Origin of the sequence: Bradyrhizobium sp. CCBAU 21365 (assembly GCF_015291305.1) — a bacterium.
GTDB lineage: Bacteria > Pseudomonadota > Alphaproteobacteria > Rhizobiales > Xanthobacteraceae > Bradyrhizobium > Bradyrhizobium elkanii.
Genome location: NZ_CP030036.1, coordinates 6,419,740 through 6,437,571, shown reverse-complemented (window position 1 = coordinate 6,437,571; position 17,832 = coordinate 6,419,740). Strand labels below are relative to the sequence as shown.

Annotated in this window: 18 protein-coding genes and 2 pseudogenes; 14 read left to right on the top strand and 6 right to left on the bottom strand. The window is 60.1% G+C overall.

Features of this window, described 5'->3' with window-relative positions:
- Positions 1-730: 730 nt before the first annotated feature.
- Positions 731-1,558 carry an ArdC family protein gene (locus XI02_RS30320; protein WP_172647556.1) on the top strand — a complete coding sequence of 276 codons (828 nt, stop codon included), beginning with the start codon at positions 731-733 and terminating at the stop codon, positions 1,556-1,558.
- 115 nt (positions 1,559-1,673) lie between these two features.
- On the opposite strand, the gene XI02_RS30315 is transcribed toward XI02_RS30320, so the two are convergent.
- From XI02_RS30315 to XI02_RS30305, 3 genes are read right to left on the bottom strand one after another with little or no spacing between them, the layout of a single operon-like run.
- Positions 1,674-2,678: a tyrosine-type recombinase/integrase gene (locus XI02_RS30315; RefSeq protein ID WP_172647557.1), complete on the bottom strand. Its 1,005-nt coding sequence runs from the start codon at positions 2,676-2,678 to the stop codon at positions 1,674-1,676.
- Positions 2,675-4,051 (bottom strand): tyrosine-type recombinase/integrase, encoded by a 1,377-nt coding sequence (locus XI02_RS30310; protein WP_172647558.1) that lies wholly within the window; start codon positions 4,049-4,051, stop codon positions 2,675-2,677. Before XI02_RS30310 ends, XI02_RS30315 begins: the two co-directional genes overlap by 4 nt.
- Positions 4,048-5,274: a site-specific integrase gene (locus XI02_RS30305; RefSeq protein ID WP_038388357.1), complete on the bottom strand. Its 1,227-nt coding sequence runs from the start codon at positions 5,272-5,274 to the stop codon at positions 4,048-4,050. The genes XI02_RS30310 and XI02_RS30305 overlap by 4 nt, the downstream gene beginning before the upstream one ends.
- A 144-nt stretch (positions 5,275-5,418) precedes the next feature.
- On the opposite strand from XI02_RS30305, the pseudogene XI02_RS45515 reads away from it, so the two are divergent.
- The 4 genes and pseudogenes from XI02_RS45515 to XI02_RS30290 form a co-directional block, all read left to right on the top strand.
- Positions 5,419-5,562: pseudogene (locus tag XI02_RS45515) on the top strand (antirestriction protein ArdC); the annotation flags it as partial.
- 188 nt (positions 5,563-5,750) lie between these two features.
- A complete protein-coding gene (locus tag XI02_RS30300; RefSeq protein ID WP_172647559.1) occupies positions 5,751-6,773 on the top strand; it encodes a toprim domain-containing protein in 1,023 nt (340 codons plus the stop codon).
- 338 nt (positions 6,774-7,111) lie between these two features.
- Positions 7,112-8,044 (top strand): DUF2493 domain-containing protein, encoded by a 933-nt coding sequence (locus tag XI02_RS30295; RefSeq protein WP_172647560.1) that lies wholly within the window; start codon positions 7,112-7,114, stop codon positions 8,042-8,044.
- Positions 8,045-8,954: 910 nt separating this feature from the next.
- Positions 8,955-9,275, top strand: coding sequence for a DUF736 domain-containing protein (locus XI02_RS30290; RefSeq protein WP_018272761.1), 321 nt, complete (start codon positions 8,955-8,957; stop codon positions 9,273-9,275).
- A gap of 362 nt (positions 9,276-9,637) precedes the next feature.
- Here the strand turns inward: XI02_RS30290 and XI02_RS30285 are convergent, their stop codons facing one another.
- Together XI02_RS30285 and XI02_RS30280 are read right to left on the bottom strand one after the other, a co-directional pair.
- Positions 9,638-10,885: a type II toxin-antitoxin system HipA family toxin gene (locus XI02_RS30285; protein ID WP_172647561.1), complete on the bottom strand. Its 1,248-nt coding sequence runs from the start codon at positions 10,883-10,885 to the stop codon at positions 9,638-9,640.
- A complete protein-coding gene (locus tag XI02_RS30280; protein ID WP_172647562.1) occupies positions 10,878-11,213 on the bottom strand; it encodes a helix-turn-helix domain-containing protein in 336 nt (111 codons plus the stop codon). Before XI02_RS30280 ends, XI02_RS30285 begins: the two co-directional genes overlap by 8 nt.
- Positions 11,214-11,994: 781 nt before the next feature.
- Between XI02_RS30280 and XI02_RS30275 the strand changes: the two are divergent.
- Positions 11,995-12,439: pseudogene (locus XI02_RS30275) on the top strand (DUF932 domain-containing protein); the annotation flags it as partial.
- A gap of 197 nt (positions 12,440-12,636) precedes the next feature.
- Here the strand turns inward: XI02_RS30275 and XI02_RS30270 are convergent.
- Positions 12,637-12,864: a helix-turn-helix domain-containing protein gene (locus XI02_RS30270; protein WP_172647563.1), complete on the bottom strand. Its 228-nt coding sequence runs from the start codon at positions 12,862-12,864 to the stop codon at positions 12,637-12,639.
- Between the two features lie 114 nt (positions 12,865-12,978).
- Between XI02_RS30270 and XI02_RS30265 the strand changes: the two genes are divergently transcribed.
- From XI02_RS30265 to XI02_RS30230, 8 genes are all read left to right on the top strand, one after another.
- Positions 12,979-13,254, top strand: coding sequence for a DUF2285 domain-containing protein (locus XI02_RS30265; RefSeq protein ID WP_172649133.1), 276 nt, complete (start codon positions 12,979-12,981; stop codon positions 13,252-13,254).
- Positions 13,255-13,413: 159 nt separating this feature from the next.
- Positions 13,414-13,608, top strand: a complete 195-nt coding sequence (locus XI02_RS30260) for a transcriptional regulator domain-containing protein (protein WP_172647564.1) — start codon at positions 13,414-13,416, stop codon at positions 13,606-13,608.
- 307 nt (positions 13,609-13,915) lie between these two features.
- Positions 13,916-14,188: a DUF2285 domain-containing protein gene (locus tag XI02_RS45510; RefSeq protein ID WP_244981141.1), complete on the top strand. Its 273-nt coding sequence runs from the start codon at positions 13,916-13,918 to the stop codon at positions 14,186-14,188.
- 133 nt (positions 14,189-14,321) lie between these two features.
- Entirely contained in the window at positions 14,322-14,603 is a 282-nt protein-coding gene (locus XI02_RS30250) for an AlpA family transcriptional regulator (protein ID WP_172647565.1), read from the top strand.
- A 22-nt stretch (positions 14,604-14,625) separates the two neighbouring features.
- Positions 14,626-15,507, top strand: coding sequence for a replication initiator protein A (locus tag XI02_RS30245; protein ID WP_172647566.1), 882 nt, complete (start codon positions 14,626-14,628; stop codon positions 15,505-15,507).
- A gap of 298 nt (positions 15,508-15,805) precedes the next feature.
- Positions 15,806-16,270: a DUF2840 domain-containing protein gene (locus tag XI02_RS30240; protein ID WP_172647567.1), complete on the top strand. Its 465-nt coding sequence runs from the start codon at positions 15,806-15,808 to the stop codon at positions 16,268-16,270.
- Entirely contained in the window at positions 16,267-16,779 is a 513-nt protein-coding gene (locus XI02_RS30235) for a S26 family signal peptidase (RefSeq protein ID WP_172647568.1), read from the top strand. Before XI02_RS30240 ends, XI02_RS30235 begins: the two co-directional genes overlap by 4 nt.
- Positions 16,780-16,781: 2 nt before the next feature.
- On the top strand, positions 16,782-17,675 hold the full coding sequence (locus XI02_RS30230) for a lytic transglycosylase domain-containing protein (RefSeq protein ID WP_225162318.1): 894 nt from the start codon (positions 16,782-16,784) through the stop codon (positions 17,673-17,675).
- The last annotated feature ends 157 nt before the right edge of the window (positions 17,676-17,832 follow it).

The window sequence follows — 17,832 nt, the reverse complement described above, 5'->3', positions numbered from 1 at the left end:
GCACTGAAGCTATTGCAACGGCGTGATCCCTTGGGCTCCTTGCTGACATGTGCTCATACCCTCGTCTCCCCCTCGTGCACCAACTCGAAGCACGAGGGAGCTGTGAGGTATAGTACCATCAGAAGCTCATGCAGAAATCGGCGGGCTTGGCGTGCAAATAAGTGCTGGGCGTCGACGCTGCAGCATGCGGCGCCGATGGCACAGCGATCGACGCGCTCCATAAACATGCCGTTCAGGCCCGCGAGCGACTGCGAACGCTGCGCAGGGCGGAGCAACCTGAGCGGTAGTTCCGCGACAAGAAGCCTGGCATCCACCACGGAAAACGCCGCTCGACGAGAGTCATATGATACTTGCGAATTGTCAGTTGGTATTCCGACACGTGCGTCGCTCATCTCGCATCTGGACTACAGAAGCGCTCTCGTTTGTCGGAATTGCGAAACGCCAGCCACCCAAGCTGCCCCGTGAGCGCGATGTTGATGAAGCAACTGCCACTAGCTAGGTGAACGTCGCCCTAGCGGGCCGGGCTGTCGGCTGCGCTGAAACTCCGGCTTCGCCGGATTTTCACCCTTCGGGCGTCCATCCCTGACGCGATCGGCGTGGTCAGTTGGAGATCGTTGCCCGCGCATATGCGGGTGGAGGGACGGGCAGAGAGTAAGAGTGCGGCGAAGGGAGGCCGTGACGGGTTGGAAGTTGCGAGAGAGGCTCGCGGCGCCCGTCGCGGAGACGCGCAATGTCCAAACACCATTCCCGGACGCACACCAGGGAAGACCGGTTGAGCCTGTATGACGAAATTACCAATAAGATCATCGCCGAGCTGGAGGCTGGCCATGTACCCTGGGTTCAGCCATGGGAGAACGCTGCAGAAAAAGCACTCCCGGTCATGCCGAAAAACGTCACGACGAATCGTCCGTACAGTGGCGTGAACGTCCTGATACTCTGGAGTACGGCCCGCGAGCGTGGATTCTCAAGTCAGCGCTGGCTCACCTACCGTCAGGCGCTCACGATCGGAAGTCACATCCGCAAGGGTGAACGTGGCACGACCATCGTTCACGCTGATCATTTCGTGCCGCGTGACGAAAGGATTCGCGCGTACAAGACCGGGGAGGAGGCGCAAGCCGTCCCATTTCTGAAGCGATTTACCGTCTTCAATGTCGACCAATGCGATGGTGCTCTCCCCACAGAAATTGCGACCGCTGCGCGGCCGCAGCGACCCGACATGATTGAACCAACGGTTGAGGCCTTGATCAAGGCGACCGGTATCGATTTCCGTATCGGTGGCAACCGTGCGTTCTACGCACCGTCTGATGACTATGTTCAAGTGCCGCCGCCTGCGGCCTACTTCGAGCCGATCAATTGGCACCGCACCGCGCTCCACGAACTTGGCCACGCGAGCGGTCATCCCTCGCGCCTCAACCGCGATCTTGGTGGTTGCTATGGTACGAAGAGATACGCATTGGAGGAATTGATTGCGGAGCTGTGTGCTGCATTCTGCTGCACATCACTCGGCATCGTACCGACTGTGCGCCACGCCGACTATATCGGCTCATGGCTTGAGTAATGGCAAGCTCGCCATTACTCCAGTAATCAGCAGGAGATCATAATGTGAAGGAGCACCACTTTTCCGGTGTTATGCGGGCATGGTGTGAGATCTCCTCCACATTATTTCTTCGCCGCTAAAGGGTATCGAGCCAGGCGAGAACGCTCTGGTCCTGTTTCCACGATGGTCGCTTCGTCGATCGTGAGGGGCTTTCGAGGCGTTCCAGTGCCAAGCGCTTTGTTTCCAAATTTGCCTGAGCGTAGTGGTTTGTGGTGTCGAGGCTGACGTGGCCGAGCCAGCTTCGGATCACAGTGACATCAACACCTGCCGCCACCAGATGCACCGCCGTCGCATGACGGAAGCTATGAGGTGTTACATGCTTCGAAGTCAGACTGGGCGTGATCTTCGCTGCCGCTTCGACGTATTGCGCCAGTTTAAAGCGGACGCCCGATGCACCGAGTGGGGCGCCATACCGATTGACGAAGATCGGCTCGTCGGCGGCCCTCGGCTGTCGCATAAGCTGCGATCTTAGCAGCGACACGGTCTCTGGCCAAAGAGGGCTCAGTCGTTCTTTTCGTCCCTTGCCGTAAAGACGCACGCAGTTTGGCGAGTCGAACCGGATAGCCTGCGGGCAAACATCGAGCGCCTCCTGGATGCGCGCGCCGGTATTGTAGAGGAAGGAGAAGAGCACGTGGTCGCGTTGTCCCTCGATCGTCGAGCGATCGGGTTGCGCCAGAATGGCCTTCACCTCCTCGGGCTCCAGATAGCACGGCGCATGGATCGGCGCTTTCTTCATGGGCACGTGCAGAATCTGAGTGCACTGCTCGATAGCCGTCGGTTCGCGGTCAGCAACGAAGCTGAAGAAGCTGCGTAAGGCGGACAGGCGACAGTTGCGCGTGCCAATCGTATCTCCGCGTTCCTGCTCGGTGTATTGCAGGAAGGTCTTGACCTCGGAGGCCGTTAGATCGCTCAGTGCGAGCTGGGCTATCGGCCGGTGCCGCCGTTGAGCCACGAACCTGAGGAACAGGCGCCATGTATCACGGTAGGACCGAACGGTGTGCGCAGAGGCATTTCGCTGCTGAACCATCCACTCGTAAAAGAAGGCGTGAAGCAGCCTCGGGAACGGGTCGACCGGCTTCATGGCCGCACTCCTTCTGAAGCATGCAGGCAATGTGACGCGTACGTCCGGAAGCGTTCGTTTGCCTGCTGAAGGAGTTCCTGGGTGACCGTGATGTAAACCAGTGTCGAGTGGATATCGCGGTGCCCTAGGTATGTCGCTAGGAATGGAAGCCTGTCCTGCGGATTGATGCCGGCGCGGTACCATTCGAGAATGCGGTTCACCACAAACGAGTGACGCAGGTCGTGGATGCGAGGGCCCGTTTTGCCTTTCGCCGGCTTGAGTCCGGCACGCCGCAGGATGTCGACAAGGCAACCGGCGATCGCGTGAGATGTGTAGCGCGCATTTCCCTTATCGTGCCAGAACAGGCCAGATTCAGGGCTTTGTGGCACCTTTGCCTTGCGCCTCGCCTCCAGATATTCCCGCAGCGCCGATAGCGGGCTGTCAGCTAGCGGCAGGATTCTCGACTTGAAGAACTTCGTCTCCCGGATCGTAATCGTGCCGACCTGAAGATCGATGTCAGCAAGGTTTAAGCGTGCGAGTTCGCCCAGCCGCAATCCCGCGCAATAGGTCAGGACCAGCATGGTGTAGAGACTGATCGGCCGTAACGGTGCACGGGGAGAGGGGTAGGTTCGCGCGATATCGAGGAGGCGACGAACCTCTTCCGGGCTGTAGATATAGGGTCGACGCCATTGCCGCGCGACCTGCTGTGCGGGACGCGGATCCGGGCGCCTTGGTTTGCCGCCGGGATCGAGATGATGCTGCGCCTTGGCTAAGGCGCGAGCGACCCTCTCACACTCGGCAGCGTGGTTGGCGGTTGATCGCGCGGCCGCCCAATGCTGCAGCATGACCGATACCGACTTACCCGCCAATTCCGGATGCGCCTGCAAGAAGCGATCGAACCGCCAGAACCAGCGGGCCTGTGCTTGATAACGGTAGCCTCTGGCCCGCATCAGAGAGATGTGATTGCGCATGAGGTTGCCGAGAGCGCTGCCGAACGGCGGGAACTGCCGTAGCGCTTCAAGTGCCTGATCGGGATCGGGCGCGAGCAGCGCCCGCACGATCGCCTTGTCGCTCTTCGCATGATACTCGGCGCGCAGATCAGCAATGGGATTGCTGACGATGAAGGCTTCCTCCACGAGGAAGTCGAGGAAGCGATTGACGATGCGGGCGTGGTGCAGCAGCGTGGACCGGGCCCAGATAGCAGCACACTCGCTCAACCAGATTTCCAGGACTTTCCGATTCACCTGTGTGCATTGGTGTTGCTGCCGAACGACAACATCCTGGAAGCTGCGCAGAGCCTGCCGATAGGAGATGGGGCTGATCGGACAACGCAGCCGGAGCCGACCGAGATAGCGAGCAATGATCTTGCCGTCGGTGTCGGGCCAAGCGTTCATGAGCGCACCTCCTGTCCCGGGATATCCAGGGCAATTGCGCGCAGGTCCTCCGTCGCCAATTTCAGGTAGGGGATTGTCGATTCCGTCGAACGATGACCCAATACGTCACCGATCAGCTTTCGCGGGACCGACGCCCGTAGCAGGCTGACGGCACGCGCATGGCGGAAGATATGCGGACCGCGTTTGCCGCTTGGGGTGATGCCCGCCGCCTCGATCCGCCGGCTGACTTCGCTATAAATGCGCACCATGGGAACGTAGGGCGCGCGCGTGCGGACAAAGATTTCTCGCACATCAGTTTCAGGGCGGCCGTGCCGGAGATAATCGATCAGCGCCTCCCCGACGGTCTCAAACAACGGCAGCAGAGAATGATCACGCGTTTTGGAGCGGCGGATGTGCAGAACATCGCCGCGCCAATCGACATCTTCCAGTCGCAGCCGGATTACTTCACCGGCACGCAAGCCATAGACCGCCAGAAGCTGGAGGATGGCATGGTCGCGCAAGCCCATCGGAGACCGGTCTTTTCGGACAAATTCCAGCACGGTCGAGATCTGATCCGAACTTAACGCTGATGGGATGCCTTCATACGCATAGAGCAGCGGAGCAATGACATGCTGGGAGAGATTGGCGGCGATGCGGCTCGTCCTATGGAGATGCCTCAGCAGCGACCGAAGCCGTTCGGCGACATCTTTCAAGGATTTCCGCGTCAGCCCGCGAGCCCGCATGTCCATGTAGATATCGAGATCGCGGACGGTCAGGCCTGCAAAATTGGCGTTCGAATGCTTGATGAGCCAGGCACAAAAATTGCGAGCTTCCCACAGCAAGGCGTCGACCGAAGCCGTAGCGAGCCCGCGTTCCTCCCGCAGCCACGTCTGATACTGTTCGCACACTTCTCGACAGAGAAGTTCGCCAGCGGTAGCCGCAGGTTCGGGTGGCCAGCGCTTCAGCGCGAGCTTCAGCAGCGCGTGGATGCCTGATCTGGGAATGCCTATCCAATATCGAGCTGGGGCGCGGCCATGACGTTTGCGAAATTGTCGGACCGCAAAGCGCAGATAATCCGTAACGTCTGTCGGCGTGACCGCTTCAAGAGTAACTTTACGCGCCGCCAGGTACGCAAGAAAGTAGCCGGCATTGCGGCAATAGTTGTGAACTGCAACTCGATTATATCGTTGTCGCGTGAGCGTATCCTTAAGCTCCGCGACAAGGGTACCGCATCCATGTGGCATGAAGGCTTCCTCCACTGTGTTTGATCAACAGTTGAGGGTTTCATGCCGGAAATAATCCGCAGCAGATTGCAGGCGTTTTTAGCCGATCTCCACAAGCCGGCCGCGTTAATAATCTCCCTTCACATTATGATCTGCTGCTGATTACTTGAGATCCTGCGGGAGGATAACCGCGCAATTCTGCGTGCGGCATCGCAGGCGAGCAAAGCCGCCGACTTCTTGCTCGGATTCGTTCCGAAGCAATCCCTAGCCGCACCGACTATAGCTGTCGGAGCCGAGCAGGAAGCATGATCGGCATTTGATGACGTACTCGAGAGGAAGAGGGCGGCGCGTGACGCCATAATGGGTTGGAGGCGGAGGGAGAGGTCCTTCGGTCGCCCGTCATGGAGACCTCAAATGACAATGGCTGTCCAAACGAGAGTGCTTTCACCCTCATTTAAGAATCCGGTTGCTCGGGCAGGTAAAGAGGAGGTGGCCTAATGCGGCGCGATGCGTCCGAAATGGCACGTCGCCTCGCGCGTGAGGCCGAGGCGGTGTGTCGACACTATCTCTCCAACGGCTGCCGGCGGGGTCGGTATTGGGTCGTCGGGGACTGTAGAAATGCACCCGGCCGCTCGCTGTTCGTCCGGTTGAGCCAATCGCCCAAGGGGCCCGCCGGCAAGTGGACCGATGCCGCGACCGGGGAGCATGGCGACCTTCTCGACATTATCAAGACCAGCTGCGGGTTGGTCGATTTCCGTGACGTCCTCGAGGAGGCGCGGCGGTTCCTGAACATGCCTCGATCCGATCCCCGACCGGTCGGTGCTGATCGTCTGCTGCGGCAAAGCGGATCTGTAGAGTCCGCACGTCGGCTCTTTACCATGTCACAGCCGATCGGTCGGACTGTGGCCCAAATCTATCTGCGGCAACGCGGCATTAAGCCCATCCGCGATGACGGCGCGCTGCGCTTTCATGCGCATTGCTACTATCGGCCCAACCTGGACTCTCCGCCCCTGTTCTGGCCGGCAATGATCGCTCGAGTGACCGATCTCAAGGGGCATTTCACCGGCGTACACCGGACCTGGCTTCATCCGTCGGGACAGGGCAAGGCGCCGGTCGAAACACCACGGCGTGCAATGGGCGATCTCCTCGGTAACGCGGTGCGTTTCGGGTCAGTTGACGACGTGCTCGTGGCAGGCGAGGGCATCGAAACCATGCTGTCGCTTCGTTGCGTGTTGCGGAGCATGCCGATGGTAGCGGCCCTTTCCGCCAATCACCTTGCCGCCCTACTGCTCCCGCTGTCGCTACGCAGGCTCTACATCGCGCGCGATGCGGACGCGGCTGGAATGTCGGCAGCGATAGCCTTGACGAGCCGCGCAGAGGCTGTCGGCATCGAGGTCTTCATTCTTTCGCCAAAGTGCGAGGACTTTAACGCTGACCTCTGCAAGTTGGACGCTGAATTATTCCGAGCGGCGTTACAGGATCAGCTCGCTCCTCGGGACATCGTCCAGTTGCGGCCATGAATGAGCCGCGATCGATTCGAGATTGCGGCGATCTCTCGATCGCGGATCGTCGTGATCTGCCGATGCGAGATCACCTTTGCCGGGCGGGACCGCGCCACGGCCTTCTAGAGGGCGATCGGACGGCAGGTGGACCGGCCCTGCAATGGCTGCGCACGGCTATTTTCCGCCGGCCCTGCGGCCCTTTGCATCGCGAAGCAAAATAGCCGGCCTTCGCCATCCTCCGCTCCGCTTCGGCCCGCCGGCTTGCGCCTTTGGGTTCTGGTCCGCTCCGCCCGCCGTCTTTTGATCGCCACGAAGACCGCGATAGGCGCGGCCGATCGGGCAGAAGGAGCCTCACCATGACAACCGACCGTGACGAAACCGAGTTCGAACCGCAGCATGCCTCATCACCAACGGATCATTTGCTCAACGAGCTTCAGCTCTATGGTCACCGTCCCTTCGAGGACGAACTCGATCCCAGACCGCTTCCCGAGGGTAAAAGAATTGCGGGCGCCGTTGCCGACATGTTCGACGCCCTTGTCGCGACCTTGAGCGACACCCGGCTCGAACCCGACCTGGAGAACCTGCTTTGGTCGACCGTCAATCTGTTCCACCGTGCCACGGGCCGTATCGAGCGAGAGCTCGACGACAATGAGCAGGCGCAACGCAGGAGCCAGTGTGAACAGAATGGATCGGAGGTTGGATCGGTTGAACTCGAACGGCTTACGGCCGAGGGCGTTACACTCATGGAACGCCGCAATGCCATGGAGCTCTTCCGTGAACTGGCCACCGATCAATTCGAGCTTCACACCGGCTCGCCCTGGCGTCCCCGCGCTGGGTCGCTGGTCAATCATCGCGCGCTCACGTCGGCGATGATCGATAGCCGCGACTTCCTGGCTGCCAAGTATCGGGCAGAAACCGAGGTAATGGTGCCGTTGGGGGCTAAGATCGCGTTTACCGGAGGCTTCGATTTCAACGATCACCTCCTGATCTGGGATCGGCTCGACAAGGTCCATGCTAAGTACCCTGATATGGTCTTGTTGCACGGTGGATCTCCGAAAGGTGCCGAACTGATCGCCGCCAAATGGGCCACCACCCGCAAGGTACCGCAGATCGCATTCAAGCCCGACTGGACCAAGCATGCCAAGGCGGCTCCGTTCAAACGGAACGACGCAATCCTCGCACTGCTGCCAATCGGCGTCATGCACTTTCCTGGCTCCGGAATACAAGACAACCTTGCCGACAAGGCCCGTAAGTTCGGCATTCCCGTCTGGAGATTCGGCGGCGCGTAAGCGCCGTTTCATGCGCACTTCTTCATCAAGAGGCGGCGCCCTTTCAATAGTGAACGTCTCGCCGGGGGTACTCGGGCCAGGGCCCGCCGGCATCTGCGATGCCGGCGTCGCTATCACTGCCTCTGTCCCGGGTACCCTCTTGACCGGTCTCGACGTCCGCGGGTTCACTTCGCTGCGCTCCGTCTGACACGCTATTTCATTTGAAGGCGGTGCGCTTTGCGCCCGCCTTGTCTTCTTGGCAACAGATGTTTTGGCGCTATAACAATCGGCACCAAGGCTTGGCTTCAGATAACCATCCTTGTTGAGCCCGAAGGGTCTATCGGGGCCCTCGGGCCGGACGAACCTTAGCCAACTGTTTCTGCCAAGGCGCGGTGGGGATAAGTCGGTCTGTCGATCGAAATTGCTCGCGATCGAGGCGTTGATCGGTCCGCCGGATAGACCGCGAGTAACGTGGCCAACGTTGAGCGCTTGGTCCCTGACTTCTCTCACCTTGCTCGCACGATCAACGCAGTACACGGGCATCTCGTCGCGAATGCTCAAGGCGATCAATTACGCCTATTCCTTCGCGTCTGTTTCCGTCTCTTCGCCCGAACGCAGCGACATCTTGTGCAGCATAGCCGAGGTTGGCCAAGACTTCTCTGGAGGATGCCGTTCGATGACAGACCACCTGGCCTCTTGATGGCTTGATCTGGCCTAAGAGCGGCTGCGCCTCGATCGCCTGAACGCAACGCCGTGGGGCGACTTTCTTCCCCTGGGCTAACGCCCATTCCTCGCGGGACAAGAAAGTCTCCCCACTGGCGTCCTCCGCTGCGCTCCAGCCCGCATGCGGGTGCGTCGTCGCTCGTCTTTGGCCTGTAGATCGCCATCGAGGCCGCGATGGTCGCGCCTCGAAACATCAAGGAGAAGTGACATGGCTAACATCGGTTATTTCAAGAAAGTCGGCCGCGAGTTGCAGGGCGAGATCGTCACCCTGAGCCTCCAGACCAGGGGCGTCAGGATCGTACCCGAGACCAACCGATCCAACGACAATGCCCCGAGCCATCGCATCTTCGTTGGCCGCGCAGAGATCGGCGCCGCCTGGTCGAAGCGCTCCGAGGAGGGCCGCGACTACCTCTCGCTCAAGCTCGACGATCCCTCGTTCAACGCGCCGATCTACGCGAACCTGTTCGACGACGAGGAAGGTGACGGCTTTACCCTCATCTGGTCGCGGCTGCGAAAGAACGGCGACTGACGTTCGACCGCTAAAAAGAGCCCCGTCCGGTTGGCCGGCCGGGGCTCTTTGCATCAGCAGTCAAGGCATTGCCGGCCAAGCTGCGATCAAGGCATTGAACTAGCGCACTAGATAGCGACGAAGCGCTTGAACAGGGAGATTTACGTCATCTGTCTGTCAGCGCTGCTCTTGAAGATGAATGTGTTCCGCGCTAGTCCGTGTCAGCAATGGTCTGGGATCGACCACGCACCGTAGGCCGCGGCAGGTGTCTACAGCACTTTCCGAATTCCTGGCATCTTCGATCTTTGAAACTTCCAGATCAGCGGCGGCGCAGAGTAAATGGTCTGGCACTGGCGGGCTCGAAGCGTGGAGGAATGTCCTCCTTATAGCGTCAGCGCCCGTTTGAGATCGTCGTGCTCGAAAGCGCTGGCCATGCGGTTGATCTCGGCCGAGCGGGCGCCGACCGCCCTGGCCGTATCGCGCCAGGTCACGGTCACGGTCGCGACTTCTTTGATGATCGCGCGAGCCTGCGGCAACGTAAGTGCAAAAAATCCGGACGCTGCTTCCAGCAGGTCGAGTGAACAGGTGCCCTCGTCGAGATCGATGTTCGTCGTCAGCACCCGGGCCTTGAGATCAGTTGGAACGGGATTGAGATCATATGCCGGCGAGAGAGACCAGCCCGCCTTTCCAAGCCACAGGAAGCCGTGATTACGGAGGTGGTCGTCGACATTGGAGATCAGTACGTTGAAGACGACACGCCGATAGAGGGCATGGGCGTCTGTCCTTGCCTGAGCGCCGTGTTCGGCTAGGGCATCGACGATCTCCGGATAGCTGCCGCGCTCGACGTCCTTGGCACCCACCATTGCCATCGCCGACAGGAATGGGATGCGGATCGCACCATTGCGGTCGAACCGTCGCGACAACATGAGCGGCTTGCCAGCGATGTCGATCAGCTCGTGCTGGGGAACGGCGATACCTGCCTTGCTGGCCAGCAGCAGAGCGATCTCTTCCCAGGTCTCTATGCTATAGTCATCGGTCTCCTTTGGAAATTTCGCGATGGAGAGGTAACCATGCTGGTCGATGACCGACGCCTTCGGACGTGCGCCGCCGAGCGAGGAGCCAGGGGCAAAGATGAGCTGGAGGTCCTCATCCGTTTCCTCATCCCGGAGAATCCGCTCGGTGATTTGGAGCAACCGACCAAGTTCGATCAGGGCAGGAACGCCGGCGCGAATTGGTCTCTGAAAAACCTCGTCGCCAGCCCAGCGGAAGCGGAGCGCGCCAAGCCGTGCCTCGTCGGCTACGCCGAGCAGGTAGTCACTTTCCGTGAGGGTGCGAACGGCTCGGCCTTCGTGTTCGGCGAGGCGACGCTCGGCGCGTTGCATGAGGCGACGACCCCAGGTATCCGGCGCCGAGTCTCCGATCGAACCGAAGGTCGCTAGTCCGGCGCGTGGTGCGAAGGCACCACGGGTCAGCGCCAGTGCTGGCTCCAGCGAGAAGCGGTCCGGATCCTCAAGCCATGTGCCGTCATATTCGAAGAGAATGGTCTCCGTGCCTCGGACACGATTGCTCCTCGCCAGCCCGATCGGGCGTGTGCGGCCGTCCAGATCGATATGTACTTCGAAGTCAGCCATCGTGGGACGACCCGGCCGGCCGCTTGAGGTGGACGCGTTTGGGCAGATCAGCGCTAGCCAGAGCCCGCCCAACGCTGTCGTTGCTGATGTCGGCGACCTGGTTCAGGCCGTCGAGCAAGCCGAGCGCTTGTAGGACGCCGGCATAGATGCCGATGCCGACGTTGGTGTCCCCGGCTTCGACCCTTTGCAATGTCGAGCGAGACGTGAAGGCGCGTTCGGCCACGACCGCCATCGGAAGTCGTCGGCGTCGACGGGCATCATGGATGTCGGCCCCGAGCTTGCGTACCACGCGTCGGACGGCAGCAGGGGGGGTATGCGGGGTAGGCATCTTGTCACCTTCGCACTACAAATCGAACAAATATGTAGCACCAAGCTCACAATTTTTCCATGTGCCGGGAGTCTTGCGCAGAACAGGAAACGGTATCGAAATACCGACATCCGCCGCATTTGTCCGCCCACGCCATCCGGCTCTACGTGGCGATTTAATTCAGACATGGATTACGACCAGCGCCGCCCTCAACAAGGTTGGAGAGGCGAGTATCGTCGACGGCACTGTCTCGACGCGCCGTCGCCGTGATGGCGCGAGAGGCGCTGCTAACGAATGGCGTCTAGAAGTGGCTGTCCAAGCAGACGTTCAGAGCGGTTGAAAGCAACACGTTTTCGCCAGAAGAAAATCGCGGTGCGGCTCTCTCATCGTCTCACGCAGATCTATGGCTTCCCCAAGGTAATGGCCACCACGCGCGAATGATGGTTGATCCGCTGGTCGGGAAACTCGTCGGCAAACCGCTCACTTGGGACGGCAGCAGAATCCAGGACACCGGTACGCTGCGTAAAGTGAAGCGTGTGTAGCTGTGCTCGCCGAGGAAAATCACGATTTCAGGTCGCTGTTGAAGTACGCGCGCAGCCATAGGTCATATTCTGACGAAGCCGGATCGGTTGCCGCGTCACGCAGCCGCGTTCGGCCCAGCTTGACATATCACGGATGTCGTACCGGTCAGACTTCAAGACGAGCCGAGGGCCTCGCAACGCTTTACAGGTAATTTAGGTGGCCTACGATGTGCTCGCCCAGTCTTCTTGAGCAAGTCACCCGGCTCGGCCCCTATTGTTGAAATAGAGAGGTGGGCAGCAAGACGCTGGGGAATGCGAGCTCCTATCTGCAAGAACCGCAACCTCTGGGGCGTCGAGAATTTCGAGGAGATCGCGATCCGCCATTTGAAATTCGCGGCGCAACGGTGTGCGCACGAAGCGACGCCAGCATTGACACGCTTTGCCAATTTGTCGCCAACCTCATTCGTGGAAGGCATGATGGCCGCGCGAGAGCGGATCGTTGCTTGAACCGACGAGGATTTGCCAAGTATTCCTACGTCGGGAAGGGTTCTCCAAGTCCGACGCCGCAAAAATCATCGAAACCCGTTCTGTGCGAGGAAAGTCGTAAGCCGGAGAGTATCTTCGATTTAGTGCAAGGAATTACGGCGTTCGTGCGCGGCAAGGCTCATCAGGACACGTCTTGAGCTCGCAGGCAAAGCGAAGCGTTTGATGGAGCGTGCAAGTTAAGGACATCAGCTGCGCGACCAGCGCTGCGTCGGTCTAGTCGCGCCGTCGATCCAGCCGGATCGGCGGCGCGACGCGTAGCCGCGTCCGGCGCTCGCCGCGCCTTCGGCCCGGCTCGCGGAAGATCAAACTTATCCTAGACTTGTATCAAGAGGAACTGGGAGCCGCGTCACTGCTCAACTGACTCGTCCTTTAGAGGCCTATGACTTGCTCAACCGCCCGGGCCTCTTAAGTAAGTCGCACGGGTCAACTCCTAGCGCTTCAGAAATCTGTCCAAGTACAGTGATACTTGCCGACACATCGCCGCGCTCAATAGCGCCGACGTATCGTGCGCTCAGGCCCGCGCGCTCGGCCAACTCCTCTTGCGTCATTTCTGAATCGTGGCGTATCCGACGCAGATTGGTCGCCATGACCTCCTTGAGATCCATGGCGACATGGGAGCCAGAGCTGGAACGATCGTTCTAGGAACGATCATTCCTATTCGTCAGCAAGTATGCTATTCATTTGTCGGATGCGCTCTGAGCCACTTGCTTAAAATGTACATGGTACAAAATTCTCCCTTGGATCCCCCCGTCACCGATCGCGCGCCCGGCGACACCACTCCCACGTCCTACGACGAAAAGCACCTTGTCACCTACCTGCGCCTTTTGCAGGCGGAGGATGAGGGAGCGGACTGGCGCGAAGTCGCGCGAATAGTTCTGCATATTGATCCGGAAAGTGACCCACACCGTGCGCGAACTGCCTATGAGAGCCATCTAGCGCGCGCTAAGTGGATGACCGAACAGGGGCGTTTTTTGCGCAAAGGCGGCGCCAATTAGACGAAAACCGCCGCGCGAGATGCCGCACTGAAAAGGACTTTCCTGTCAGAGTGGTGGTCTCCGTCGCGCACCATGTGGTGCCGAAATAGGGACTTTCTACAACCAAATCGTTCACAATTATTGCACCGCAATCCCTGCTAGCTGCAATGGGGCGGAGCAATGCCTAAATTCGACTGGCGGTCGCCAGAATCCTACAAAATCCTTCAGGATGGAGAAATTACCGACATCGCCTGGGAATGTCTTCGCCGTAACGCCGATTATCGACGCGACTACGAAACAATGATCGCCATCAGCCCGGATGGCGACGTGACACCCGAATTCAGGAGGAGGTGGGGTATCTGCTTTCGCCCATGACCCGCTGAAGTCCTTCAGGGAGCATACCGTCTTCTGGGCTCCCGAGGTTCTGCCGACCGTCGTCCCAATTGCAGTGAGCGCGCCGTCTCAGGGGCCCGGCGTCGGCTCTCAACCGCTGCTCGATCTTGCGGCTGGCCAAATCCGCCGTGCTGCTGACGGTTGGCATGCAGTGCTGCGTATCGCCGCGGTTGACCATCGCGTCTGGTCGAAATCGCCGCCGACCGTTGGCGCTCGCTATGTTGCCGTGCTGCGGTTTGACCGGGATTTTGAAGAACGGGCATTTGCCGCGCGTCGGTTGTGGCGCGCTATGAACGGGCGCAGCGCCGGCCCAGCCTTTCGTGAGCTATCAAAGCAACGGCGCAAGCGCTTCAGCGAAGCCCTGCGCGCGCTCGATGCGCAAACTGCAGGCAACACATACCGTGCCATTGGAGAGGCGTTGTTCGGTGGGAAAGGAATCCCCGATAGCGCCTGGAAGACGCACGATCTCCGCAGTCGGACTATTCGGCTAGTCCAGAGCGGGCTCGCTCTCGCGCGCGGCGGCTATCGCCGACTGCTGCGGCCTAGCCGCCGAGGCGAATAGACCCACCGTCTCCGGGGGTTCGAAAATCGCCCCCTCAAACTTCGGCATCCCGCTCCGACATCGCGCTTCTCCAATATGACCGCATACACGCCGGCGCCGCAGGCAGATTGCGCTGTCATTCTGGAGTTGTCAGATGCCCGATCCGATGGCCGGTCTACCCCCGCGCTTTCTCCGCACCACAGAGGCTGCGCGTTACCTTGGCCTCTCCGGCCGTACGCTTGAGAAGCACCGGACATACGGAACGGGGCCAGTTTACCGGAAGATCGGCGGGCGTGTCGTCTATGCGCTGGATGATCTGAAAGCGTGGGCTGATCTCGGAGCCAAGACGTCGACGTCCGACCCCGGAAAGGGGACCGTGCTGCCTGCCAAGAAGCATCCTGTCCTGCGTCCTTACGCAGGCCAGGAACGTCGTTGATCGTGGTCCGAGATCAGAGATCATGCGGCGAACACTCTCCTCCGAGCGCGGCCAGCTCGAGCTTTTTCGATCTCTTCCTGGCAATCTCGCGCCCCGCGACGCGCAGGATCTGATGGCTTATCCCTTCTTCCCGCTCGCAAAAACGAAGCGTGTTATGCTGATCGACTTCCGAGCGGGTGCGATTTCCATTCGTGTTGAGGCCGCGCTGGAGCACGGCATGGCCACCATTTGGGACGCAGATGTCCTGATCTGGGCAGCTTCGCAGATCGTCGAAGCTCGCGACGCCGGATTGCGGACCTCGCGCCTGATGTCTGCAACTCCTTACGAGATTTTGACGTTCGTCGGCCGCGGCACAAGCGCGCGGGATTATGATCGGCTGAAGGCTGGTCTCGATAGACTGCAGTTAACAACGGTGCTGACCTCGATCCGTCAACCCACGGAGCGGCGGAGACATCGCTTCTCGTGGATCAACGAATGGAAGGAAACCGCCGATGCAAGCGGACGTCCGCTCGGTCTCGAGCTGATTTTGCCAGACTGGTTCTATGCCGGAGTGATCGGTGACGCTCTCGTGCTCGCGATCGATCGCGCCTATTTCGATCTGACCGGCGGCCTTGAGCGCTGGCTTTATCGTCTGGCGCGCAAACACGGCGACCGCCAGAACGGCAACGGGAGCTTTGACCTTGTGCATCTGCATGCCCAGTTGGGAAGCCTATCGCCGCTCAAGCACTTTGCGTACGACCTGCGCCAAATCGTCAGCCGGCAGACCCTGCCAGGCTATGAACTCGTGATCCGCCGCGATTCAAACGGCGCCGAGCGACTGAACTTCAAACCCATCCCTCTTGACGCGATCACCGCGCGACTTCGCAAGCGCGGTCTCATTACGGATTCGGAGGAAAATTTGTGAATCAGCTCGTGCTATCGAGGACCGCAAGCCTCGTGCCATTGAGGACCGGACCCTCGTGCTATCGGAGACCGGGATGGGGACTAACTCGTTGTTCCTTCACGCCTTACGGCCGCCGCAATTCTACTAACCGGAAATCCTCCGGATTTCTTCTAACGGACTGCGCCATTCGCGGAGCCGGCGACAATCGCCAGCAAGCATCAGATCGTCCTGCTTCGTCTCCCTATGAACAGCGCACGTCCGGCATCGCAACAGAGCTGCAGCCAGGCGATAGGAACATCTTTCGACCTCGGGGCGCCTCATGAGCGACTGCACCGAAGTCGAGCTTCTTTGGCTTGAAAGGCGCATCGAGAACCGAATTCGGTTTGGGCGCGCCACCCATGAAAAGACCCTCGACCGCAGCCGACGGCTGCTGTCGTTTGCGCCAGGCAACATCTTTGCGTTCGTCCGATGGGTGTCGAACGACTTCGGAACAGTCATCTCGCGCATCGATATTCTGCGAGCCGTGTCGCCTGGAGCGCCATATTCGACCGTGCCCTATGTGAAACCCGGCGGTGAGAGTCTCCTGCGCGTGTCAGGATGGCCGAAAGTCGAACGTGTGCTTCAACTGATCGATGCCGTCGAAGCGCTCGGCGTTAATCCGGCGGATGCCGCCCCCGACTATTGGCATCACGTTCATAACCGGCTGTCGGTCAACGAGAAGCCGCGCCCGTACACACAAACACGCCATCAGGCCTGGCTTCGCCGGCAAAAAGTCATGCGATGACGGGCCGGTTCAAGACGCTTGTTGCGATGCTCGGCGGTGCTGCGGCTCTTGTCATACCTGCCGTTCGGGAGATGGCGCCCATCTACATCTGGAATGCATCCGAGAGCGTGCCTATCGGGCTCTACCGTCTGCAGCATGCCGACAGTCTGTTCGTCTCCGAGCTGGTCGCCATTCAGCCGCCGGAACCGCTTGCGACGTTCCTTGATCTGAACGGCTATCTGCCGGTCGGTATGCCAATGCTCAAACACGTGCTGGCCCTTCCGGGCCAGACGGTCTGCAGAAATGGGCTCATAGTTTCCGTGGACGCAATCGAATTAGGCGAGGCGCGAGAACGCGATGGCCGCGGGCGGCCGCTCCCGAAATGGCAGGGCTGCCGCATCGTCGGCGCGGGCGAACTCTTCCTCATGAACGGACAGTCCGCCAACTCGCTGGACGGTCGCTATTTCGGGTTCTTGCCGGCATCGGTCGTCATCGGGCGCGCGCGGCCAGTGTGGACCTGGGAGGACTGATCGTGCGTGCATTGCGAATTCGCTTTTCCATTCCTCTGTTCGGCCAAGTGCAACACCATTCCTCCGTCCTGACCAACGATTGCGCAGGTGCCGCGCGCAGGCGCTGTCCAGGACGGCCGCAAGGCCGGCGTGAAACATCTTTACCCTGGATGGGCCTGAGCACGGCGGCATGCTCACGTCTGTTCGAAAAGGGCTTGCGGATCGTCGTGCTGCTGTTTGCTGCGCTGCCCTTGAATAGCAGTCCCGCGATAGCCGAAGGCCATCCTGCGCAGGCTGCGGCGAGCAGTCGAACCAGTGATCCCTTGGCTAATTGCGTTGACGAAGCATCGCGTCGCTTTAGCGTTCCCACGCGCTGGATACGTGCCGTCATAGACGCCGAAAGCGCCGGAGACGTGCGTGCGAAGTCACCGAAAGGCGCTATGGGCCTGATGCAAATCATGCCAGAGACGTGGGCGGAGCTGCGCGCGCGGTACGGTCTTGGCACCGATCCCTACGATCCCAGCGACAACATTCTTGCTGGCACGGCGTACCTTCGCGAACTGCACGATCGGTATGGTTCGCCAGGCTTCCTTGCGGCCTACAACGCGGGTCCTGGTCGCTACGAGGCGCATCTCGCCGGCCGTCAACTTCCCGTCGAGACCGAAGCCTATTTGCAGAAGCTCCTACCAGCTATTGGCAGCGACAATGCAGCCGTCGGCACATTCACTCGTCCACAGCCGCCTGCGGGCGTGCTCTTCATTGAGCGATCTGAAAACTCAAAGTCCGCTATCTGGCGGCGGCTTGAGTACCCGCGGAATCAGGCGCTAGCGGCCGGTTCCGGTCACGGCAGCTCGGCCCTCGTGCCTCAGGCAACAGGTCTATTCGTATCGAGATCCGATGCGGGAGGCCTGCGATGACGGCATTCGCGGGTCGGTATGCATTGGTGTGCCCCCGAGAGGAATGGGCGGCAACGCGAGGGAGGCGGGAGGCAACGACAGCGCGATGGCGAGATAAAAGGCCGCGAGGTGCGGCTTCGGACGGTCGTGATGTTTCAACGGGTTATGCTGTGTTTTC